21 protein-coding genes and 1 pseudogene are annotated in these 22275 nt (G+C 59.2%); 16 read left to right on the forward strand and 6 right to left on the reverse strand.

Annotated elements, in window-relative coordinates:
• Positions 1 to 14 precede the first annotated feature (14 nt).
• The gene (locus tag MKR05_RS04825) at positions 15 to 866 is read left to right on the forward strand and encodes a Vmh family MBL fold metallo-hydrolase (RefSeq protein WP_044523543.1); all 852 of its coding nucleotides are present in this window, start codon (positions 15 to 17) and stop codon (positions 864 to 866) included.
• Positions 867 to 1043: 177 nt separating this feature from the next.
• Complete coding sequence (gene sra, locus MKR05_RS04830; protein ID WP_012541615.1) at positions 1044 to 1184, forward strand: stationary-phase-induced ribosome-associated protein; 141 nt, start codon at positions 1044 to 1046, stop codon at positions 1182 to 1184.
• Here sra and MKR05_RS04835 read toward each other — a convergent pair.
• Positions 1181 to 1288: a hypothetical protein gene (locus tag MKR05_RS04835; protein WP_032425875.1), complete on the reverse strand. Its 108-nt coding sequence runs from the start codon at positions 1286 to 1288 to the stop codon at positions 1181 to 1183. The two genes, sra and MKR05_RS04835, sit on opposite strands and share 4 nt — an antisense overlap.
• 78 nt (positions 1289 to 1366) lie before the next feature.
• Here MKR05_RS04835 and MKR05_RS04840 point away from each other — a divergent pair, with 78 nt between their 5' ends.
• Together MKR05_RS04840 and MKR05_RS04845 are read left to right on the forward strand one after the other, a co-directional pair.
• On the forward strand, positions 1367 to 3064 hold the full coding sequence (locus MKR05_RS04840) for an NAD-dependent malic enzyme (protein ID WP_004202648.1): 1698 nt from the start codon (positions 1367 to 1369) through the stop codon (positions 3062 to 3064).
• 522 nt (positions 3065 to 3586) lie between these two features.
• A complete protein-coding gene (locus MKR05_RS04845) occupies positions 3587 to 5299 on the forward strand; it encodes an ABC-F family ATP-binding cassette domain-containing protein (protein WP_131096209.1) in 1713 nt (570 codons plus the stop codon).
• A 32-nt stretch (positions 5300 to 5331) separates the two neighbouring features.
• Here MKR05_RS04845 and MKR05_RS04850 read toward each other — a convergent pair.
• Positions 5332 to 6287, reverse strand: a pseudogene (locus MKR05_RS04850) (GNAT family N-acetyltransferase).
• Positions 6288 to 6843: 556 nt separating this feature from the next.
• On the opposite strand from MKR05_RS04850, the gene MKR05_RS04855 reads away from it, so the two are divergent.
• Positions 6844 to 7674, forward strand: coding sequence for a hypothetical protein (locus tag MKR05_RS04855; protein WP_044523450.1), 831 nt, complete (start codon positions 6844 to 6846; stop codon positions 7672 to 7674).
• 402 nt (positions 7675 to 8076) lie between these two features.
• On the opposite strand, the gene MKR05_RS04860 is transcribed toward MKR05_RS04855, so the two are convergent.
• Positions 8077 to 8676, reverse strand: a complete 600-nt coding sequence (locus MKR05_RS04860) for an inorganic diphosphatase (RefSeq protein WP_023289834.1) — start codon at positions 8674 to 8676, stop codon at positions 8077 to 8079.
• A 253-nt stretch (positions 8677 to 8929) separates the two neighbouring features.
• On the opposite strand from MKR05_RS04860, the gene adhP reads away from it, so the two are divergent.
• From adhP to MKR05_RS04895, 7 genes are all read left to right on the forward strand, one after another.
• Complete coding sequence (gene adhP, locus MKR05_RS04865; protein ID WP_002906221.1) at positions 8930 to 9940, forward strand: alcohol dehydrogenase AdhP; 1011 nt, start codon at positions 8930 to 8932, stop codon at positions 9938 to 9940.
• A gap of 157 nt (positions 9941 to 10097) precedes the next feature.
• Positions 10098 to 11720 carry a TIGR04028 family ABC transporter substrate-binding protein gene (locus tag MKR05_RS04870; protein WP_032452998.1) on the forward strand — a complete coding sequence of 541 codons (1623 nt, stop codon included), beginning with the start codon at positions 10098 to 10100 and terminating at the stop codon, positions 11718 to 11720.
• Between the two features lie 10 nt (positions 11721 to 11730).
• Positions 11731 to 12675 (forward strand): ABC transporter permease, encoded by a 945-nt coding sequence (locus tag MKR05_RS04875; RefSeq protein WP_023289836.1) that lies wholly within the window; start codon positions 11731 to 11733, stop codon positions 12673 to 12675.
• Positions 12672 to 13520 carry an ABC transporter permease gene (locus tag MKR05_RS04880; protein WP_023289837.1) on the forward strand — a complete coding sequence of 283 codons (849 nt, stop codon included), beginning with the start codon at positions 12672 to 12674 and terminating at the stop codon, positions 13518 to 13520. The genes MKR05_RS04875 and MKR05_RS04880 overlap by 4 nt, the downstream gene beginning before the upstream one ends.
• Positions 13517 to 15133, forward strand: coding sequence for an ABC transporter ATP-binding protein (locus MKR05_RS04885; RefSeq protein ID WP_044523453.1), 1617 nt, complete (start codon positions 13517 to 13519; stop codon positions 15131 to 15133). Before MKR05_RS04880 ends, MKR05_RS04885 begins: the two co-directional genes overlap by 4 nt.
• Entirely contained in the window at positions 15133 to 16119 is a 987-nt protein-coding gene (locus MKR05_RS04890) for a putative FMN-dependent luciferase-like monooxygenase (protein WP_048297591.1), read from the forward strand. Before MKR05_RS04885 ends, MKR05_RS04890 begins: the two co-directional genes overlap by 1 nt.
• 9 nt (positions 16120 to 16128) lie before the next feature.
• Positions 16129 to 17220 carry an alkylhydroperoxidase domain protein gene (locus MKR05_RS04895; RefSeq protein ID WP_049013663.1) on the forward strand — a complete coding sequence of 364 codons (1092 nt, stop codon included), beginning with the start codon at positions 16129 to 16131 and terminating at the stop codon, positions 17218 to 17220.
• 6 nt (positions 17221 to 17226) lie between these two features.
• Here MKR05_RS04895 and araJ read toward each other — a convergent pair whose 3' ends face one another.
• On the reverse strand, positions 17227 to 18381 hold the full coding sequence (araJ, locus tag MKR05_RS04900; protein WP_023289841.1) for an MFS transporter AraJ: 1155 nt from the start codon (positions 18379 to 18381) through the stop codon (positions 17227 to 17229).
• Between the two features lie 277 nt (positions 18382 to 18658).
• Here araJ and MKR05_RS04905 point away from each other — a divergent pair, with 277 nt between their 5' ends.
• The 4 genes from MKR05_RS04905 (at position 18659) to MKR05_RS04920 (ending at position 20691) form a co-directional block, all read left to right on the forward strand.
• The gene (locus MKR05_RS04905; RefSeq protein WP_023289842.1) at positions 18659 to 19096 is read left to right on the forward strand and encodes a VOC family protein; all 438 of its coding nucleotides are present in this window, start codon (positions 18659 to 18661) and stop codon (positions 19094 to 19096) included.
• 86 nt (positions 19097 to 19182) lie between these two features.
• Positions 19183 to 20001, forward strand: a complete 819-nt coding sequence (gene ppk2, locus MKR05_RS04910; protein ID WP_023289843.1) for a polyphosphate kinase 2 — start codon at positions 19183 to 19185, stop codon at positions 19999 to 20001.
• 178 nt (positions 20002 to 20179) lie between these two features.
• Positions 20180 to 20368, forward strand: coding sequence for a hypothetical protein (locus tag MKR05_RS04915; RefSeq protein ID WP_284118089.1), 189 nt, complete (start codon positions 20180 to 20182; stop codon positions 20366 to 20368).
• The gene (locus tag MKR05_RS04920) at positions 20368 to 20691 is read left to right on the forward strand and encodes a CcdB family protein (RefSeq protein ID WP_023289845.1); all 324 of its coding nucleotides are present in this window, start codon (positions 20368 to 20370) and stop codon (positions 20689 to 20691) included. Before MKR05_RS04915 ends, MKR05_RS04920 begins: the two co-directional genes overlap by 1 nt.
• A 43-nt stretch (positions 20692 to 20734) precedes the next feature.
• Here MKR05_RS04920 and fdnI read toward each other — a convergent pair whose 3' ends face one another.
• Both fdnI and fdxH read right to left on the reverse strand, forming a co-directional pair.
• Positions 20735 to 21391, reverse strand: coding sequence for a formate dehydrogenase-N subunit gamma (gene fdnI, locus MKR05_RS04925; protein WP_023289846.1), 657 nt, complete (start codon positions 21389 to 21391; stop codon positions 20735 to 20737).
• A complete protein-coding gene (fdxH, locus tag MKR05_RS04930) occupies positions 21384 to 22268 on the reverse strand; it encodes a formate dehydrogenase subunit beta (RefSeq protein WP_032453008.1) in 885 nt (294 codons plus the stop codon). Before fdxH ends, fdnI begins: the two co-directional genes overlap by 8 nt.
• Positions 22269 to 22275 lie beyond the last annotated feature (7 nt).

Genomic DNA, 22275 nt, shown 5'->3' on the forward strand with positions numbered 1-22275 from the left:
ACTGAGAATAAATGATGAAATTATCTGCCCTTGCTATTGCCACCGCCCTGTTCAGCGGCGCGGTCTTCGCGGCGCCGCTGACGCTGCAGACTTACAACCCTCAGGAGAAAGGTATTTTTGCCGTCAACTCCACCCTCGTTTCCGGCCCGCATGAAGCGGTGCTGTTTGACGCCCAGTTCAGCGTCAAAGACGGCGAAAAGCTGGTGGACATGATCAAGAAAAACGGCAAACCGCTGTCGCGGATTGTGATCACCTCCGGCGATCCTGACTTCTACTTTGGCCTTGAGCCGTTGGTGAAAGCCTTCCCGCAGGCGGAAGTGGTCGCCACGCCGGAAGTGGTTAAACATATTGAAGCCACCAAAGCGGCAAAGCTGGCGTACTGGGGCCCGCAGATGAAAGACGGCGCGCCGACGCAGGTATACGTCCCGCAGGCGCTGAAAGCCAACAGCTTTACCATCGATGGCGAAACAGTGACGATTATGCAGCCGCATGACTACGCGGCGTTCGTTTGGATCCGGGCGAACAAAACGATCCTCGGCGGCACCGGCGTGGCGTGGGGCATGCATCTCTGGACCGCCGACACCCAGACGCCGGCCAGTCGCCAGCAGTGGCGCACTACGCTGGACCAGATGATTGCCCTGCACCCGCAGCAGGTGATCCCGGGGCATTACCTCGGCACGCCGCCGGAGGGTGACCGCGCGGTGCGCTTTACAAAAACCTACCTCCAGCAGTTTGAGCAGGCGCTGAAGACACATAAGGATTCCGCCGGGGTGATCAAGGCCATGGAGACGCAGTGGCCGGGGCTGGCGGAAACCAGCTCGCTGGAGCTTAGCGCCAAAGTTAACACCGGCGAGATGAAGTGGTAATGCCGGCGCTGCGCGAGGGAGACTGTTCTTAATCTGGCGCGCTAAGGTTGCTATTGCCCTGAAAATGGACCACCCTACCTGAGGCCGCATAAAAAACGTGCGGCCAACTTTGGGTTACATTTCATCCGGTCATCACCGGGTTTGCCCTTGAAACCAGAACAGGATAAAGGAGTCAGAATGAAATCGAACCATCAGGCACGTCATCTTCTCGGTCTGAACTACAAGCTTTCCCAGCAGAAAAAAGTGGTGCTGGAAGGCGATGAAGAAACCACCCTCAACCATATCCATGCTACCGGCCGCAAACGCCGCGGTGGTTAATTTTCAGCCTGAGTGATGATAAACAACACCGTCCTGTTGCCAGGATGGTGTTTTTTTATGGCAATTGACGGCTTGTTTACCCGCTTGAAGACCTTCTGCTCTATACTCTGCCCGCTGCTTTTCCACCCGCCCTTCGCTTATCGCCGCGCCGGGACTGTGGACACGATCAAGGAGTTAGTGCGATGCAATTTACCCATAAGAAAAACCGTTCCCTGTACATCCCCTACGCGGGCCCCGTTCTGCTTGAATTCCCTCTGCTCAACAAGGGCAGCGCCTTCAGTATGGAAGAGCGCAGCAGTTTCAACCTGCTTGGCCTGCTGCCGGAAGTGGTTGAAACCATCGAAGAGCAAGCGGAACGCGCCTGGATCCAGTATCAGGGATTCAAAACAGAAATCGACAAACACATTTACCTGCGTAATATCCAGGACACCAACGAGACCCTTTTCTATCGCCTGATTGGCAACCATCTCGAAGAGATGATGCCGGTTATCTATACCCCGACGGTGGGCGCCGCCTGCGAACGTTTCTCCGAGATTTACCGTCGCGCCCGCGGCGTCTTTATCTCCTACCAGAATCGCCATAACCTTGACGACATTCTGCAAAACGTCCCGAACCATAATGTCAAAGTGATTGTGGTGACCGATGGCGAGCGTATCCTCGGCCTCGGCGACCAGGGGATCGGCGGGATGGGGATCCCGATCGGTAAACTGTCGCTGTACACCACCTGCGGCGGCATCAGCCCGGCTTACACCCTGCCCATCGTGCTGGACGTCGGGACAAACAACCAGCAGCTGCTGGACGATCCGTTGTATATGGGCTGGCGTCATCCGCGTATTACCGACGACGAGTACTATCAGTTCGTTGACGACGTGATCCAGGCGATTAAAGCCCGCTGGCCGGACGTGCTGCTGCAGTTTGAAGACTTTGCGCAGAAGAACGCCATGCCGCTGCTCAACCGCTACCGCAATGAGATCTGCTCCTTTAACGACGATATTCAGGGCACCGCGGCGGTCACCGTCGGGACGCTGATCGCCGCCAGCCGCGGCGCCGGCAGCCAGCTGAGCGAACAGAAAATCGTCTTCCTCGGGGCGGGCTCCGCCGGCTGCGGCATCGCCGAGCAAATTATCGCCCAGATCGTCCGCGAAGGACTCAGTGAAGAAGAGGCCCGCCAGCGCGTATTTATGGTTGACCGCTTCGGCCTGTTAACCGACGGCATGCCTAATCTGCTGCCGTTCCAGAACAAGCTGGTGCAGAAGCGTGAACATCTGCAGGGCTGGGATACCACTAACGATGTCCTGTCCTTGCTGGACGTGGTGCGCAACGTGAAACCGAACATCCTGATCGGCGTTTCGGGTCAGCCGGGGCTGTTCACGGAAGAGATTATCCGCGAGATGCACAAGCATTGCCCGCGGCCGATCGTGATGCCGCTCTCCAACCCAACGTCACGAGTGGAAGCCACGCCGCAGAATATCCTGAGCTGGACCGACGGCGAGGCGCTGGTCGCCACCGGCAGTCCGTTTGCCCCGGTCACCGTGAAAGGCAAACAGTATCCCATCGCCCAGTGCAACAACTCCTATATCTTCCCGGGCATTGGTCTGGGGGTGATCGCCTCCGGCGCGTCGCGGGTCACCGACGAGATGCTGATGGCCGCCAGCGAAACCCTGGCGAAACACTCGCCGCTGGTGAACAACGGCGAAGGCCCGGTTCTGCCGGAGTTGAAGGATATCCAGACCGTCTCGCGGGCGATCGCCTTCGCGGTCGGTAAGGTGGCTCAGGAGCAGGGCGTGGCGGTGAAAACGTCCGCGGAAGCGCTGCTGCAGTCCATCAGCGATAATTTCTGGCTGCCGGAATATCGTAATTACCGCCGCACCTCAATTTAATCGCGCTCACCGGGCCGCACGATCGGCCCGGTTATTAATAGCGTCCGGATAATATTCCCTGCCACTGAAACGCCTTTTTCGCCCATATTCATTTATCGTAAAAATAGAAACCAGATAGCATTTGCCGCGCGCCCTGTGCCACGCAAAATCATGGCCTCTTCCCTCCTCGTAGACGCTCCGCAGGCAGAAACTGCAGCCGCGCGGGGCGGGACAATCGATATCCGACGCTTCTCCACACCCTGCCAGTTTTGTCACTGGCGCGCTTTTCCTTTCCCCACTACACTGCCATCACCCATTCACTTACTGAATATAAAAGGAGGCCCCCATGCTGTATTGTGAAATGTTTATTGTTTCACATGCCTTAGGCAATGGCGCCAGCTCAAGCGTTATCGGTATCGTGCTGCGATAACTTTGGCTTGAGCGAAGACCCTTCACAGAATCCCTTCTCTCCGGCTTACCGGGTTATCGTCAGCGAGTTTTGACGAGGCATTCGCATGCCTGTAACTCTTGAGTAAGTTGACTATGAGTACATTACTAACTGCCCATGCGCTCCACGTGGAGACTGCCTTTGGGCCGCTGTTTAATACCCTCTCCTTCACCCTGAAGAAAGGCGACCGTATCGGTCTCATCGGCCATAACGGTTGCGGCAAAAGCACCCTGCTGCAGGTGCTGGACGGCACCCTCGCGCCCACCTCGGGCAGCGTCTCACTCGCCGGTCAGTGTCTGATGGCCCGCGTTGAACAGCATCTGCCGGAGGCGCTGCGTTCGCAGTCGCTGCTGCAGGCGGTGCTGGACCTGTTACCCGCCGACGCGCGGGAAGCACAGCGCTGGCTGGCCGAACGCCTGCTGGCGCAGATGGACTTCACGCCGGCGGTGATGGAGCAGCAAACCAGCACCCTGAGCGGCGGACAGCATACGCGCCTGCTGCTGGCCCGGGCGCTGATCCGCCAACCTGACCTGCTGCTGCTGGATGAGCCCGGCAACCATCTCGATCTGCCCACCCTGCTGTGGCTGGAAAGCTTCTTGCAGACCTGGCAGGGGAGCTTCGTGCTGGTGTCACACGACAACGCTTTACTGGATGCTGTAACTAATGCCAGTTGGATCCTCCGCGACCAGACGCTGCACAGCTTCGCCTTGCCCAGCAGCGCTGCCCGTCAGGCACTGCAGGAGCAGGATGAAAGCGCCGCGTTACGTCATAAGGCGGAGCAAAAAGAGATCAACCGGGTCAGCGCCAGCGCCCGGCGGCTGGCCACCTGGGGGCGGGTGTATGACAACGAAGATCTCGCCCGCAAAGCCAAACAGATGGAGAAGCAGGTCGCCCGCCTGAAAGACGAGCAGACCGAGCTCAGCATCGGCCCGCCGTGGCGCCTGGTGTTGCAGGGGGACGCCCTGCCGGCGGACCGCCTGCTGGAGATGGACAGGCTGCCGGTGGCTCCCGCGCCGGGACTACCGGCCCTGTTCACCACCGGCGTGGCGCGACTGCGCAGCGGCGATCGCGTGGCCATCATGGGCCGCAACGGCGGCGGTAAATCGTCCTTGCTGCGCCTGCTGTGGCAGCAGATGAACGACGCATCGCCGCTTCCGGGGCTGCGTCTGCACCCCCGGCTTCACCCTGGGTACTACGACCAGACCCTGGCGCAGTTGCCGGACGAGGCCAGCCTGCTCGACGCCCTGACGCCGTTCGCCCCGTCGGCGGACACCCGTAAACGGGCGCTGATCGCCGCCGGGTTTGGCTGGGCGAGGCATGGACAGAAGGTCTGCACCCTCAGCGGCGGCGAGCGGTCGCGGCTGCTGTTCGTCGGCCTGTCGCTGGCGCGCTACAGCCTGCTGCTGCTGGATGAACCCACCAACCATCTGGATATGGAGGGCAAAGCGGCGCTGGCGCAGACGCTCCGCGACTATCCCGGCGGCGTGCTGCTGGTCAGTCATGACCGCCAGCTTATTAGCGAAAGCTGTAACCGCTTCTGGCTGATCGACAGCGCCGGGTTAACGGAGTGGCACAGTCTGGAGGAGGTCTATGCCCGTCTGCAGGCGCAGACCCCCACCCTGACGGCGGCCTCCTCATCCCAGGAGCCGTCACTCGCGGCTGATGATGAAGAGGCGCTGCTGACGCGCCTGATAGCCCTGGAGCAATGGTTGGCGGACGATATGGCCCGTAAGCCGAAACATCAAAAGCCCTCGCTGCAGACCCAGTGGCGAGAGGAGATCGCCCGGCTGCTTAACCAGCTGGCGTAATCTTCGCGCTCTCCGCCGGCCAGGAAACGCCCTTAGCCGGCGTTTCCTGGCCGGGTAAACTGCTGCTCGGTCATCATCTTTCCCCACTGGTCCCCCTGCCATTCGCGGGTTAACGTGAAGCCAAAGGACTCATACAGTTTGCGGGCCGCGTCCAGACCTTTAAACGTCCACAGCTGAACGGCGCTGAACTGACGACTATCGCAGAAAGCCATCGCCTCACTGAGCAGCCGCCTGCCAATGCCGGTTCCCCGGCAGCTGTCATCGAGAATGAACCAGCGCAGATGCGCCTGCTGCTGGCCGAGATCCTCGCCATCGATCGCCACCGAACCGACAATCTTCCCCTCGCGCATCGCCAGCCAGATCTGGTTGACCGGCGAGGAAAGCCGGGTGGCGAATTCCGCGACGCCGCTGGCAACCTTGCCTTCAAAAAAAGCGCCGAAATCATGGTGCCGGGCGTAATACTCCCCGTGCATCTGGGCTATCCGGCCAATCGCCCCCGGCTGATAGCCGGTCACCAGCGAAATTTGCGGCGTCGTTTCCGCAAGCGCAGCATCCCGACACTGCGCCAGCGCCTGAGCATAGGCCGCCAGTCCGCTGGCGACGGTCCGCTGCTGCGTCTCATCGAGATGCGCTAACGCCTCCACCACCCGGCGGGTACCGTAGGCGTTAATCGTTGCCACCGTGTCGTGCCCTTTCGCGGTCAGCGCCAGCGATTTAGATCGCGCGTCCTCCGCGCAGGGGCGCTCCTCCAGCTCTCCGGCGGCCAGCAGACGGGCGACCATCCGGCTGACGCTCGATTTTTCCAGCCCGAGCAATGTGACCAGCTGCGCGGCGGTTATCGTCCCCCTGACCGACACCTCCAGCAGGGTATGCACCGCCGAGGGTGAAAATAGTGGGTGGCGGCCAGCGTGGTGTTCATAAAACCCAGCTCGCGCACCATTAACCGCGAGGCCGTTCGAATTTGTTGGATTAAAGGCGTGTCAGACATAGTGAGGCGTCCAGTGAAGTAGATAGTTGTATAATACAACCATCATCTGCATCGTTCGTCAAGGCTCACTGACCCGGGGAAATCTTTGCAGCTACCGTGTTAAGTTCCATGGTGTCGCTGGAATAACTGAAAAACATTCCTCCTGATTGTCAGCGGCAAGCTGCCGGCGCTAAGGCCCCTGAAACCTCTGGCGTCTGAACCCTCTTTGACAGTTACCGATATGTCACCGCGTGTTTACTCTGATTTTTAAATAATGCAAATTTACGGATGCTCACCCGTGCAGATTATGGCGGGAACTCATAACAAGGTCTGCAGGCATCTCATCGTTTTTTTACATTGCCCGGCTCTGCTTTATTGGCAATGTTTCCATAAAGAAGGCAACGTGAAGCATTATATATTAATTCAGTGAATGCGCAGCCACTCATGATTTATATGACATATTATTTTCCCTATGAAATTAATGCAAAGTATTTATGAAGTGATCTAATTCACATTCTTCACAGTTAACTATATATATTGTGATTTACAGCATTCAATTACCAAAAGGAGATTTAATATGGAAAGCAATGAAATTATGTGTAATGTAGAACGCTGGTTGGATAATCAGGCTGTTAATTCAATTGGTATATGCTTAGATGGTCTAAACACCACCGGCAACACGCATATTTCGGGTGGTTCTTCCGTGCTTACTGGTTCTGCCGCAACGCAGGAGCGTGAAATTGGTAAGGAATTAAGCCTTATTACTGATATTGATGAACTTGCGGAAAAACTGGTTTCCAGCCCTGCAAATTTTGTCACCACAGTCATGGGGATAGCGCAAAGTCGCTCCGGGTGGAAACCGCTTGAACCTGAAAGTGCAGACAATGCTGAGAATTTCAAAAAATATATTGATCAGATAATGAAATTCCCTTTAATGATTGTAACCAAAACTGACACGACCACAGTGACCTATTCCGAAGGAAATTATGATTCTTTAATTGATAATATAGCCGACATTTACTCCGGCATGAGCGATGGAGATAAAAACTCCGTTAAGGCAGGGCTTACATCACTGGCGAAAAGTTGTATGAGTCGGGTAAATGAAAAGCAAAAGAAAGTGTTATTTACTCAAAGCACAATGTGTGTAAATGATGAAGTGACTACATCCTTTTATTCATCTAATGTTGCAATGGAGAAGAAACACAGTAGCGGCAAGAATGCTCCGGCAGATGAATTTAGTTCAGAAGTACAGGTCAGCAGAGTAGAGGTTAAATTTAACCGTATGGCGCTGAATAAGAATATTGCTAAAAAACTATGTTCACTTCTGTTCAAGTCAATTGATGACTGGCTCGAAGAGACAAATACTAAGCAAACCGATAAGAAAATCGAATTTTGTTTTGGTGACTAACATTGGTGTCTGGTAGCACCTCATCTTCCCCGGTACTCACCGGGGATGTTTATATAATGAAATGATATTAGCGCAACTCTTTGGTACCTTGACATTGACATCCTCCCTGCAGACTAACCTCCCCCAATTTTAGTCATGTTGCGATCGGTGGTGTGAACCGTTCCAGTTTCGGCTTTTCGCTCATCGTGGACTGCGCTCATTTACTGCTATGAGCGCTTTATTGAGTTCAGTGCCCGCCTGGTACAATCAGGTTGATAGTTCTTGTTACAGGCCTTCGTCATTAAAAACGGTTCCTCTCATCAGGACGCCATAATACCCGTGCGCCCGTTTCCGCAGGACTTCGCCAGACAGGGAATGATAAGCAGGATCGCCGCGGGCGCCGGACTGCGCCCGCGATGAGTATTATTGCGGGTTCTTCGCCTTCCAGGCCTCCCAGGCCGATTTGATCTCCTGCTTCGCGGCGGCGGCATCATTAAAACCGGCCAGCTCGACCTTTTTCCGCCCCTCTGGTAGTTCTTTATAGACCCGGAAGAAGGCCTCCAGCCGCTGCTGCTCGATTTTCGGCAGATCGGTGATGGTCTGAATGTCGTCATAGGTCGGATCAATTTTACTGGCCGGGACGGCGATGATTTTGTCGTCTTTCTCACCGCCGTCTATCATCTTAAGAACGCCGATCGGCCGCAGCTTAATCAGCGTGCCCGGGGCCATCGGCGCGCGGGTGTAAAACACTACGTCCAGCGGGTCGCCATCCCCGGCCAGCGACTGGGTTAATGAACCGTAGTTCGCCGGGTAAGCCACCGGCATCGACTGAAAGCGGTCGGCGACGATAAACCCCGTTTTAGCGTCGGTTTCATACTTAATGATCCCGCCTGCCGGGATCTCGGTGACTGCGTAAAACTCTTCCGGATTGTTTTCCGGCTGCGGGAATTCCAGCACATTGTGAGCCTGCGCGGCGGCGGAAAAAAGCAGACCGGCGGTGAGGAGCGTTTTGACCAGATGCATTGTTGTATCACTCTGTTGTTATAAGAAATTGATGCGCAAAACAATAGAGTTGGGTGATGAAGAAAACATGACTATTCCGTGACGCTATTATTACCTACCAAAATTAGAGGTATTGTCTGAATTTTGTGCTACCGCTGTAGCAAAAAACCACATCCTGTACTAAAGCGCCTTGTTTTTTTCTCCATAGCGTCTAATCCTTATTGGGTAATATTGCATTAATAAAATTAATCAATCCCCTCTCAAGGAGACAGGCATGAAGGCAGCTGTTGTTACTCACGACCATCAGGTTAACGTTACGGAAAAAACGCTGCGCCCGCTGGAATACGGCGAAGCGCTGTTGAAAATGGAATGCTGCGGCGTGTGTCATACTGACCTGCACGTGAAAAACGGCGATTTTGGCGATAAAACCGGCGTTATTCTCGGTCATGAAGGGATCGGGGTAGTACAAAAAGTCGGCCCTGGCGTCACCTCCCTGAAGCCGGGCGATCGCGCCAGCGTGGCGTGGTTCTTCGAAGGCTGCGGCCACTGCGATTACTGTAACAGCGGCAACGAGACGCTGTGCCGCTCGGTGAAAAACGCTGGCTATACCGTCGACGGCGGCATGGCGGAAGAGTGCATCGTCACCGCCAACTACGCGGTTAAAGTCCCGGACGGCCTCGACTCCGCCGCCGCCAGCAGCATTACCTGCGCTGGGGTCACCACCTACAAAGCCGTTAAGGTCTCCCACATCAAGCCGGGCCAGTGGATCGCTATCTACGGCCTCGGCGGGCTGGGCAACCTGGCGCTGCAGTATGCCAAGAATGTCTTTAACGCCAAAGTGATCGCTATCGACGTCAACGACGGCCAACTGGAGCTGGCGGCGTCGATGGGCGCTGACCTGACCATCAACTCGCGCAATGAAGATGCGGCGAAAGTGATTCAGGAAAAAACCGGCGGCGCCCACGCTGCGGTGGTGACCGCGGTGGCCAAAGCGGCCTTTAACTCGGCGGTGGATGCCGTTCGCGCCGGCGGCCGCGTGGTGGCGGTAGGCCTGCCGCCAGAGGCGATGAGCCTCGATATTCCACGTCTGGTACTTGACGGCATCGAGGTGGTCGGCTCGCTGGTCGGCACCCGTCAGGATCTGGTGGAAGCGTTCCAGTTCGCCGCCGAAGGCAAAGTGGTGCCGAAAGTCACCCTGCGTCCGCTGGAAGATATCAATGCCATCTTCAAAGAGATGGAACAGGGTCAGATCCGCGGCCGTATGGTTATCGATCTGCGTAGCTAATCGCCAGCGCCTCTCCCGCCCGGGCGAGGCGCTTCCCCTCGCTTCCCGCCGCGTAAAGTAAATGCAATTTCCGCAAATGCTTAGCGCAATTCCTTGGTTCCTTTGTTTTTAGCCGCGCCCGATGATGGCAACACAATAGATAACAAAGGAATTCACCATGCATCGTCATTTTCGCCTGCCCGCGCTGGCCGCGCTGTTTCTCTCCGGCGCCTTTTCCGTCTGGGCCGCCGACACGCCGGTTAAAGGCGGTACCTTGATTTATCTGGAGCAGCAACCGCACACCAATCTCTATCCACCCGCCGGCGGCTTTTATCCCAATGGCGGCATACTCAATCAGATCACCGACAAGCTGACCTGGCAGAACCCGAAAACGCTGGAGATTGAGCCGTGGATCGCCGAAAGCTGGACCAGCAATGCCGATAAAACCGAGTACACTTTCCACCTGCGAAAAGGGGTCACCTTCTCGGATGGCACGCCGCTGGACGCCGCCGCGGTCGCCAAAAACTTCGACACCTATGGGCTGGGGGATAAAGCCCATCGCCTGCCCGTCTCGGAGGTGATCAATAACTACCAGCGCAGCGAAGTGATCGACCCGCTGACGGTGAAATTCTACTTCAACAAGCCGTCGCCGGGCTTCCTGCAGGGGACCGCCACCATCGGCTCCGGCCTGGTCTCCCTCAGCACCCTGCAGCGCAATTTCGAGGAGCTGGGCGATGCCCGGCACATCATCGGCTCCGGTCCCTTCGTGGTGCAGGATGAAAAACCGGGCCGCGAGCTGACGCTGGTGGCGCGCAAGGATTATCAGTGGGGGCCGAAAAACATCGCCCAGCAGGGCCCCGCAAACCTCGACGGCATCACCTATATCGTCACCCCGGAAGACAGCGTGCGCATCGGCGCGCTGCTGGCGGGCCAGGCGGGCTTTATTCGCCAGGTGCAGGCCTACGATGAAAAGCAGGCGACCGATCAGGGATTTACGGTCTACGCCGCGCCTACCCGCGGGGTCAACGACAGCCTCAGCTTCCGCCCGGATAACCCACTGGTCGCCGACCTGCGGGTGCGCCAGGCCCTGCTCCATGCCACCAACGCCCGGCAGGTGGTGGAGACGCTGTTCTCCGCTAACTACCCGCAAGCCACCTCCGTGCTGGCCAGCTCCGCCGCCGGCTATGTCAATCTGAGCGATAAGCTCACCTTCGACCAGGCCAAAGCCCGGCAGTTGCTGGATGAGGCCGGCTGGAAACCCGCCGCCGACGGCATTCGCAGCAAAGACGGGCAGCGGCTGGCGCTGACGGTCTATGAGTCGCTCCCGCAGCCGCAGAATAAAGAAGTGCTGCAGCTGATCGCCCAGCAATGGCGCCAGGTGGGGGTAGCGTTAACGGTCAAAGCCGGGGACGCCGGCAGCCGGACGCTCGATAACCTCGACCCGCAGAAAACCCCGCTCACCGTCTCGGAAGTGGGCCGCGCCGACCCGGATGTAGTGAAAAGCATGTTCTTTCCTAACAACCGTGACGCGCTGCTGCAGAAAGGCGGCTCCAGCGATAAAGTGCAGCACTTTCGCGATGATAAGCTGAACGACCTGCTGACCGGCATCTCCGCGGCGGTGGAGCCGCAGCAGCGCCTGCAGTTAACCGGCGATGCCCAGCGCTATCTGATCGATAACGCCTATGTGATCCCCATTTTCGAAGAGCCGCAGGTGTTCGCCGGCGCGCCGTGGGTGAAAGGCGTCAGCTTCGAAGCCGTCGGGCGTCCGTCGTTCTACGGCGCCTGGCTGGATAAACACTAAGAGGCCGGATATGAGCGCTTATCTTCTGCGACGGTTCGGCCAGGGGCTGCTGGTCCTGTGGGCGGCGTTTACCCTCACCTTTTTCCTGCTGCAGGTGCTGCCGGGGGATGCGGTGCTGATCAAGTTTCAGAACCCGGACCTCGGTCTGAGCCCGGCGCAAATCGCCGACATGCGGCTGGCCTACGGCGCCGACAGCCCGCTGTGGCGCCAGTACCTGCACACGCTGCTGGCGATGCTGCACGGCGACTTTGGCTATTCCCTGCAGGCGGGTCTGGCGGTCAGTAGCCTGATTGCCAGCAACCTGCCGGATACCTTAAGCCTCGCCCTGCCGGCCTTCCTGCTGGCCGTGATCCTGGCGTTTGCCCTCGCTTTCGCCTCACGTCTGCCGGGGCTGCGCTGGCTAAGCAACCTCCTGCAGTCGCTGCCGGTGCTGTTTATCTCGCTGCCCACCTTCTGGCTGGGTATCGCCCTGATCCAGCTCTTTTCGTTTCAGCTGCGCTGGATCCCGGTGATCAACCCCGGTCCGCTGGAGGGGCTGATTTTACCGGTTATCGCCGTCGCGCTGCCCATCTCCGCCCCGCTGGCGCAGATCCTGATGCGCAGCATGGATCAGGTGGCGGTTCAGCCCTTCGTCGCGGTCGCCCGCGCCAAGGGAATGAGCGAGACCGGCGTCCTCTGGCGCCATGTGATGGGTAACGCCCTGCTGCCGGCGCTGAATATAGCCGGGCTGCTGCTGGGCGAGCTGATTGCCGGGGCGCTGATCACCGAGACCGTCTTCGGCCGCAGCGGCCTCGGCCAGCTGACCCAGCAGGCGGTGAATAACCAGGATATCGCCGTGCTGCAGGCGGTGGTGATGATCTCAGCTCTCGGTTTTGTCCTGATCAACCTGCTGGTCGACCTGGTCATGCCGCGGCTGGATCCCCGACTCCAATTACAGACCGGAGGTGCGAAATGAGCCTGGTCGACTATGCCATCGCGGTTCGCCGCCGCCCGGAGTGGCGCAAAGTGCGTCTGCAGCCAGGCCTATGGCTGGCGTGGGCGGTGATGATCACCGCCCTGTTAATGGCCCTTGCCCCACAGTGGTTTACCTCCGCTAACCCGCTGGAAGGGATCCCCGGCGCTCAGCGCCTGGCGCCGCAGGCGCACTACTGGCTGGGTACCGACCAGCTGGGCCGCGACCTGTGGACGCGGGTGGTTTACGGCGCGGTACATTCTCTGTCGGCGGCGCTGATCGCCGTCGCCATCGGTCTGGTGGTGGGCACCGCCCTTGGCACCCTCGCCGGGGCGCTGGCCGGCCGCGTGGAATCAACCATCATGCGCCTGGTGGATGTCCTGCTGGCTATCCCTTCCCTGCTGCTGCAGCTGACGGTGATCATTCTGCTGGGTTTTGGCACGGTGAATGCGGCGGTGGCGGTCGGCGTGGCGGCCATCGCCAGCTTCGCGCGCCTGGCGCGGGCGGAGGTGGTGCGCGTGCGCCACAGTGATTACGTCGAGGCGGCCCGGGGCAGCGGCGGCACCTTTCTCGCCATCTTCTGGCGTCATATCCTGCCCAACTCGCTCACCGCGGTACTCGCCTTCGCCACGCTGCAGTTTGGTCAGGCGATGCTGGCGCTGGCCACCCTCAGCTTCCTTGGCTACGGCACCCCGCCGCCGGTCCCGGAGTGGGGATTACTGATCGCCGAAGGTCGTAATTACCTGTCGACCGCCTGGTGGCTGACCACCTTCCCCGGCCTCGCCGTGGTCGCGGTGGTCCTGGCCGCCAATCGTCTTAGCCGCCAGTGGAGTGGAGTACGCCCATGAACGTTCTCTCTGTTGAAGATCTGCGCATCAGCTACCGGTCGCGGGGCGAATGGCGCGAAGTGGTGCATAACGTCAGCTTTTCCATTCAGCGCGGCGAAATGCTGGCCTTCGTCGGTGAATCCGGCTCGGGGAAAACCACGACCGCGCAGGCCATTATCGGCCTGCTGGCGGATAACGCCCGCCGCGACGCCGGGCGGATTATCCTCAATGGCGAAGTGATCAGCGACTGGTCGGCAAAACGCCTGAACCGCCTGCGCGGGGTGAGCATCAGCCTGGTGCCGCAGGACCCCGGCAATTCGCTTAATCCGGTAAAAACCATTGGTCAGCAAGTGGAAGAGATCCTGCGGCTGCATCAGTCCCTTTCCGCCGCCGAACGCCGGCAGCAGGTTCTCAACCTGCTCGCTAAAGTCGGGCTCAGCCACCCGGAACAGCGTTTTGACCAGTACCCGCATCAGCTGTCGGGCGGGATGAAACAGCGGGTGCTGATCGCCATCGCCATCGCCCTGCAGCCGGATCTGATTATTGCCGACGAGCCCACCAGCGCCCTCGACGTTACGGTGCAAAAGCGCATCCTCGATCTGCTCGACATCCTGCGGCGCGAGTCGGGAACCGCCGTGCTGTTTGTCACTCACGATCTGGCGCTGGCCGCCGAACGCGCCGACCGGATCATGGTGTTTCGCCAGGGCGAGATTCAGGAACAGGGCGCCACCGAGGCGATTGTCCGGCGTCCCCAGCACCCTTACACCCGCCAGTTGCTCCACGATCTGCAGGACGCGCCGCTGAGGCTGACGGCGGATCGTCACCGTCCGCTGGCCACGCCGGCCATTCGCGTCGAAGAGATCAGCAAACGCTTCTCGCTGGGCAAACAGGCCCTGCAGGCGCTCGACAGCGTCAGCTTTGAGGTCAGACGCGGCAGCACCCATGCGCTGGTGGGCGAATCCGGCTCCGGGAAAACCACCCTGGCGCGGATCCTGCTGGGCTTCGAGCGCGCCGACGCCGGACAGGTGACCATCGACGGTATTGACGCCGGGCATCTCAGCCGCGAGGCGCAGCGTCAGCTGCGGCGCAAAATCCAGTTCGTCTACCAGAACCCCTTCGCTTCGCTCGACCCGCGCCAGACGCTGTTTGCGATTATCGAAGAGCCGTTAAAAAACTTTGAGCGCCTCAGCGCGGCGACGCGTCGCCAGCGTGTGGAGAGCGTCGCCGCCCGGGTAGCCCTGGCCCCGGAGCTACTGTCGCGGACGCCGCGGGAGCTTTCCGGCGGCCAGCGGCAGCGGGTGGCGATTGCCCGGGCGCTGATCCTCGAGCCGGCGATACTGGTTCTTGACGAAGCGACTTCGGCGCTCGATGTCACCGTTCAGGCGCAGATCCTCGCCCTGCTGCAGCAGCTACAGCAGCAGCTTGGTCTGAGCTACCTGTTCATTACCCACGATCTGGCGACGGTGAGGCGGATTGCCGACAGCGTCACGGTGCTGCGCGCCGGCCAGGTGGTGGAGCATGGCGACGTTGGGCGCCTGTTCGCCGCTCCGCAGCAGGCCTACACCCGCGAACTGATCGCCGCCATTCCCCAGGTATCCCCACGCCTGGCTCAGGCCCACATGGAGAACGCATAATGCCTAAACGCCTCGGCTTTTTTACCCGTCTGCTCGATCAGGGCTCCGCACAAACGCGCTACCGGCTGGCGGCCGAACAGATCCGCCACGCGGAGCGCGTCGGCTTCGACAGCGCATGGATTGCCCAGCACCATTTTCATGAACAGGAAGGCGGCCTGCCTTCCCCGCTGGTGTTCCTCGCCCACGTGGCGGCGCAGACTGACCGCATTCGCCTCGGCACAGCGATTATCACGTTGCCCATGGAGAATCCGCTGCGCGTCGCCGAAGACGCGGCGGTGCTGGATTTACTCACCGACGGGCGTCTGGAGGTGGGATTTGGTTCCGGCGGCACGCCAACGTCGTTTCTGCCCTTCGGCCTGACCAGCGAGCAGCGCGGGGCGGTGTTTGCCGACCATCTGCACCTGATCCACAGCGCCTGGCGCGGCGACACCCTCAGCCACCCGGACAACCGTCTCTATCCGCCCGCGCCGCAGCTGGCGGCGCGCATCTGGATCGCCACCTTCTCGGTGGAAGGCGCCATCCGCGCCGGTCAGGCGGGGCACGGGCTGATGCTGTCGCGCACGCAGCCCCGGCCGCCCGGTGAGCCGCGCCTGCCGCTGGACGCCATTCAGAACCCGATCGTCGACGCCTATCTGGCGGCGCTGCCGGACGGCGTTGCGCCGCGGATCCTCGCTTCGCGCACCGCCTTCGTCGCCGACAGTCACGCCCACGCCCTGCAGGTCGCCGAACCCGGCCTGCGCAAGCAGGCGGCACAGCACCGGGCTGCGGGTCATCTGATAGAAGGTGACAGTGTCACTGACTATCTGCAACAGCTGGATGCCCACGTGGGCGATCCTGAGCATGTTGTTGCCTCCCTGGCGCAGGACAGCGTGCTGGCCCGCGCCACCGATGTTTCGTTCCAGGTGCACTCGGTGGAGCCTTCGCACCGGGATACGCTGCGTTCCATTGAGCTGATCGCTCAGCATATTGCCCCCCACATCAGATAAGGAGTCACCATGACGCTGAGTCAGGATATTCTGGCCGAACTGGCGGAGATCGCCGCCGGTTCCCCGCTCGACCAGGCGCGCGCAGTCCGCGATGCCGCTACCCGACATGCGCAGGGAAGTTATGAAGTGCTGTTCAGCCAGCAGGACGCCGATTTTCCCCTCGATGAACGCTTCGCGGTGGCGGCAAAGGTGGCGAAGCTCCATCAGGCGGACGCGCTGGCGGCGCACTATGCCGGCTTCGGCCTGGCCGATCCGACCACGGATCGTCTGGTTCCGGCGCTGGCCTTTGCCCGCCTGCTGACCTTCACCCCCGTCGAAGCGACACCCGGCGCGCTGCAGGTTCTGACAAACGCAGGCTGGAGCCTGCGGGGCATCGTCACCCTGGCGCAGCTGGTGGCCTTTGTCAGCTTCCAGAGCCGCCTGCTGCTGGGTCTGCGGGCGCTCAACCACCAGCCCATCGTCAGCGCCGATACGCCGGTGGTGGCCGGGTACTGGCACACCACCCCGCACGCGCAGAGCGGTAAAGCGGCCCCGGTGCGCTTCACCCGCGAGGAGCTGCACTGGGAACCCTGGCTGGCGGATAAACCGCTGGCGGAATTTAGCGCTGAAGAACAGGCGATTCTGGCCAAATATGGCCATAGCGATTCACCCTACTTCCGCCTGCTGGCGCGCAACCAGCCGGTGCTGGAGCAGCGGACGCTGACCGATAAAGGCATTTTCTATACCCCGGGGGGATTACCGCGCGCCGAACGTGAACTGGCCGCCACGGTGGCCAGTAAAATCAACGGCTGTATTTACTGCGCCTCGGTGCATGCCCGCAAAGCGGCGCAGCTGGCGAAGAACGAGACCGCCGTCGACACGCTGCTGGCGGTGACGCCGGGAGAGGATCTGCGCGGTGGGCAGTCGCCGCGCTGGCAGGCGGAAATCGCCGCCGCCGCCGCGCTATCGGTGACGCCGCCGGCGCTGAATGCCAGCCATCTGGCAGCGCTTGATGAACAGGGCTTAGATACTCTGGCCCAGCTGGATCTGCTGCAGTCAGCGGCCTTTTTCGCCTGGGCCAACCGGCTGATGCTGACGCTCGGCGAGCCCTGGCGTGAGTAAGCGTCGTTAGCAAGCCTGTCGGCGCTGATGGCGGCCGTAGATGAGCAAGGCGCTCATCGCCAGAAACGACAGCGTGGCGGCGGGGAGCGCCACGCTGTTCCAGCCGAAGCCCTGGGCAATCATCATTCCGCCGCAGAAGGCGCCGATGGCGCTCCCGAGGTTAAAGGCGATCTGCCCCCCTGCCGCCCCCAGCATCTCGCCGCCTTTGGCGTTCTGCAGCAACAGGATCTGCAGCGGCGCCGACAGGGCAAAGAGCCCGGCACAGCAGAAAAACGCCAGCGTCAGCGAAGCGATTTTATGCTCCCCGAAGGCAAAGATCAGCAGCAGCGTCACAGCGATCGCCCCGTCGGTGATGGCCGCGATGCGCAGCGGACTGTAGCGCCCGGAAATTTTGCCGCTGAACAGGTTGCCGACCACCATCCCCAGCCCCGCCAGCATCATAATCAGCATCATCCGGCTTTCGGCAAAGCCGGAAACGTTGAGCATAAAAGGCTTGATATAGCTGAACCACGCGAACACCCCGGCGTTGCCGAACATGGTGGCGGCAAAAATCAGCCACGGCGCCGGGGAAGCGAGGAAACGGAACTGCTCGCGCAGCCGGGTGGTGGCCCGATCATACAGCGTAGGGACCCAGCAGAAGATGGCCATAAACACCGCGACGTTAAACACCGCGATGAGCGCGAAGGTATAGCGCCAGCTAAAATGATGCCCAAGCCAGGTGCCCCCGGGAACGCCCACCAGGTTAGCCACCGTCATGCCGCCGATCATCCCCGCCACCGCGGCGGTCACCCTCCCCGGCGGCGCGATTTTCGACAGGATGATCGCCCCCACGCCAAAGAAAGCCCCGTGGGGAAACCCGGAAACCAGCCGGCCAAGCGCCAGCATGGCGTAGCTGCTGGAGAAGGTAAACAGGGTATTGCCGAGAATGCACAGGGCGGCGAGAAACAGCATCACCGATTTCAACGAAAACCGACTGGAGAGCAACGCCATGATCGGCGCGCCGATCACCACGCCGAAGGCATACCAGGCAATCATATTGCCGGCGGCGGGGATTGAAATCCCGACATCGCGCGCCATGTCCGGCAGCACGCCCATAATACCAAATTCCGCCATGCCGAGTCCGAAAGTGCCCAGCGCCAGTGAAAAAATCGTTTTTTTCATACATCTTATAGGGGTATTGAGAGACGGCCGGCATTATTGACCATCCCGCCTCGCCACACCAGCTAAAAACGCCCGACGGCAGTATCCTCCATACAACGGCCTGATTCGTTCATGCGCTCGCCAGCGCCACCATGGCGGTCCTGCTGGCGGCAGAGGCGCCGGGCGGTGGATAATTCCCTGTAAAAATTGGTGGGCACGCAGGGACACATTGTGGATTGATCTCAAGTTAACTTGAGGTTGTAAAGTCGAGACATCGTTCACCTCGGGAGAATCATCCATGCAAAATGTTGATGTTGGCTTTACCCATGTCGCCTTTACCGTCCGCTGTCTGGCCAGCAGCATCGATTTTTATACCCGCTACACGGCGATGACCGTTATTCACCAGCGCGAACCCAACCTCCCCTCGGCGCGTAAAGTGGCGTGGCTCAGCGATCGCACCCGACCTTTCGCCCTGGTGCTGGTGCAAAGTGATGACCCTGCCGACACGCCGCTGGGTCCGTTCGGCCATCTCGGCGTCGCCTGCGCCACCCAGGCGGAGATCGATGAGAAGGTCGCCCAGGCGCGGCGGGAAGGCGTTCTGCGCCGGGAACCGGAGCAGCTGGGCGATCCTGTGGGCTATTTCGCTTTCTTTGCCGACCCGGACGGTAACACCCTGGAGCTGTCATGGGGGCAGCGAGTGGGGCTGGAAGTCATTGCCGCGGGGAACGTCAGCTAGCCCGTCCCGGGCGCGAATATTTTCCACCGCCACGCCAGTGAAGGATTACACTTCAAAGGGATACCTCGGCAACACGGAGCATGGCGATGGGTAATAAGAAAAGCGGTCATCCTGTCGACGCGGCGGTGAAGATCGCCCCGCTCGACAATAAAGCGTACGAGAAGGCGCTGCGCAAGCTCCACGTTGAGCTGGTAAAACTGCAGCGCTGGGTGGTGCATAAAGGGCTGAAGGTATGCATCGTCTTTGAAGGCCGGGACGGCGCCGGCAAAGGCGGCACGATTAAGGCGATCACCGAGCGCGTCAGTCCGCGGATCTTCCGGGTCGTCGCCTTACCCTCGCCCACCGAACGCGAGAAAAGTCAGCTCTATTTTCAGCGCTATATCAAGCACCTCCCGGCGGCTGGCGAAATCGTGATTTTCGATCGCAGCTGGTATAACCGCGCCGGCGTCGAACGGGTGATGGGCTTTTGTACCCCGGAGGAGGTGCAGAAGTTCCTCGACGGCGCGCCGATGGTGGAGCGCGGCATGGTCGAGTCGGGCATTATCCTGCTCAAGTACTGGCTGGAGGTCTCTCCGCAGGAGCAGGAGCGGCGCCTGCGGGATCGCATCGACGACGGGCGCAAGATCTGGAAGCTCTCGCCGATGGACATCAAGTCTTTCAACCGCTGGGATGAATATACCGCTGCCCGCGACGCCATGTTCGCCGCCACCGACACCGCCTGGGCGCCGTGGTTCGTCGCCCGCTCCGAAGATAAAAAGCGGGTGCGTCTGAATATCATCACCCACCTGCTGTCGCAGATCCCCTACGAAGCCTTGCCAGTGGAGCATGTCACGCTGCCGAAGCGCAAAATGGGCAAAATGAAACAGACCAATTTCCCCTTCCGCTTTATTCCGGAGAAGTTCTGATTATTTCCCGCCGCGCTGGTTAACGCCAGCGCCGGGTTTATTACCATAACCATGAATATTTCATGCGGTTGCTTTCCTCTGGAAGTTGCTTCGCAAAATAAAAAACAAATCCGAACCAGGTATTTCTTTTCATCGCACACCGCGTGATAATCAGCTCGCCAACAACAAGGAGCAGATAATGAAACAGAATGCCGTTAACAACTCACAGACTCGCGATCGTACAACAACGGTTAACCCGCAAAACCAGGCACTTACCATCGTCGATGCGGACAAACGCCGAAAAGACCAGGAATTCATTAAGGCACTGAATGAGTTCACTGCCCGTGCAGGGTTGTTGTCAGAGGATCCTTTTTTCGGAGGGATTTAATGGCGGCACAATTTGATATCTTTCGTAACCCATCATCGAGAACCAATGCGTTTCAACCTTATTTAATGGTAATCCAACATGATTATTTTAATGACCTTGGTACACGTTTAATTGTGCCGCTGAGCTATCATTCTCATTTGACCGGCCATTATCATGCTGCCGCCCCGGTTATTAATATGGAGTTTGAGAAACTGTTCATCAACACGCCGGCAATCACCAGCGTGGCAAAGCAAAGGCTGGATAAAAAATATTTTATCTGCAATTTGGCTAAAGAAAGAACGACCGTGATATCAGCGATGGACGCATTAATCACTAACACATAAACCCGCTCCAGCAAAACTGGAGCGGGCCTCCTGGCCAGACGGCTTACTTCATCCCTTCGCGACTCTCTTTGATCGCCTCCAGACGTTCGACATCGCGATACCAGCGCGGGTGATGTTTCTTCGCCCAACGGCGGCTGACCTTGCCTTCAATCATCCCCTTAATCGACCCCTTCACCCAGAACGCCATATACATATGGATAAGGATCGCGTGGATCAGAATAATGGCCGACGTCGCGTGAATTAACAGGCTGTAGCGAATCACCTGAATCGGGAAATAGTGGGCAAACCAGGGACGCCAGATAATCACGCCGGTCACCAGCAGCACAAAAATCATGCTCATGATGGTCCAGAACATCATCTTTTGCCCGGCGTTATATTTACCGACCCGCGCCACTTTATGCTCGTTGCCTTTCAGCACCTCCACAATGCCTTTCAGCCAGGGGATATCCTGTTTATCAGGGATGTTGTGATGGACAAAACGCACGAACATAAACATCAGGGCGATAAAAATCAGCACTCCGAAGAAGGGGTGCAGAATACGCCCCATCTGCGGGGTACCGAAGGTTTCCGTCAGCCACTGCAGGGTCGGGAAGAAAAACGAAATACCCGATAGCGCCACGAGGAAGAAAGCGATCACCACCGTCCAGTGACAGGCGCGATCGATAAAGGTCGTGCGCACTATCATCTTCGATTTACTCATCATGCTCCTCCTCGTCGTCGTCAACTTCCTTATTTGGCCCGATACCGATGTAGTGATAGATAAGCCCGGCAAAGGTAGCGATAAAGCCCGCCGCCGACAGCGGCTTCAGGATCCCTTTCCACAGCTCCACCGAGGTATCAATCTTCGGCGCAGCAGGCAGCTTGTGATAAAGCTCGGGCTGGTCGGCATGATGCAGGACGTACATCACATGGGTGCCGCCGACGCCCTGCGGGTTGTAAATCCCGGCCCTGGCATAGCCGCGTTTTTTCAGCTTAGCCACCCGCTCCTCGGCCACCTCCAGCATCTCTTTCTTCGTACCGAAGTGGATCGCGCCGGTCGGACAGGTTTTCACGCACGCCGGTTCCTGACCGACGCTGACCCGGTCCACGCACAGGGTGCATTTATAGACCCGGTTATCCTCTTTATTGAGACGCGGGACATTAAACGGACACCCGGCAATGCAGTAGCCGCAGCCGATGCAGTTTTCCTGCTGGAAATCGACGATGCCGTTGGCGTACTGAATAATCGCCCCGGCGGACGGGCAGGCCTTCAGGCAGCCCGGCTCTTCGCAGTGCATACAGCCATCCTTACGGATAAGCCACTCCAGTTTGCCGTTCTGTTCGGTCTCGCTAAAGCGCATCACCGTCCAGGATTTAGCGCTGAGATCCGCCGGGTTGTCGTACACCCCGACGCAGTGCCCCACCTCATCGCGGATGTCGTTCCACTCGGAGCAGGCCACCTGGCAGGCTTTACAGCCCACGCAGGAGGAGACATCGATAAGCTTGGCGACTTCCGCCTTATGATCCCGCGCGCGCGGCGCGGGCGTGATCGGGTTGGTCGCGGAGCGTTTAATAATGTCTTGTGTTTCCATCGCCATTGAATCG

The sequence above is a fragment of the Klebsiella sp. K5-204 genome (assembly GCF_030128585.1).
In the GTDB taxonomy this organism is placed as follows: domain Bacteria; phylum Pseudomonadota; class Gammaproteobacteria; order Enterobacterales; family Enterobacteriaceae; genus Klebsiella; species Klebsiella quasipneumoniae.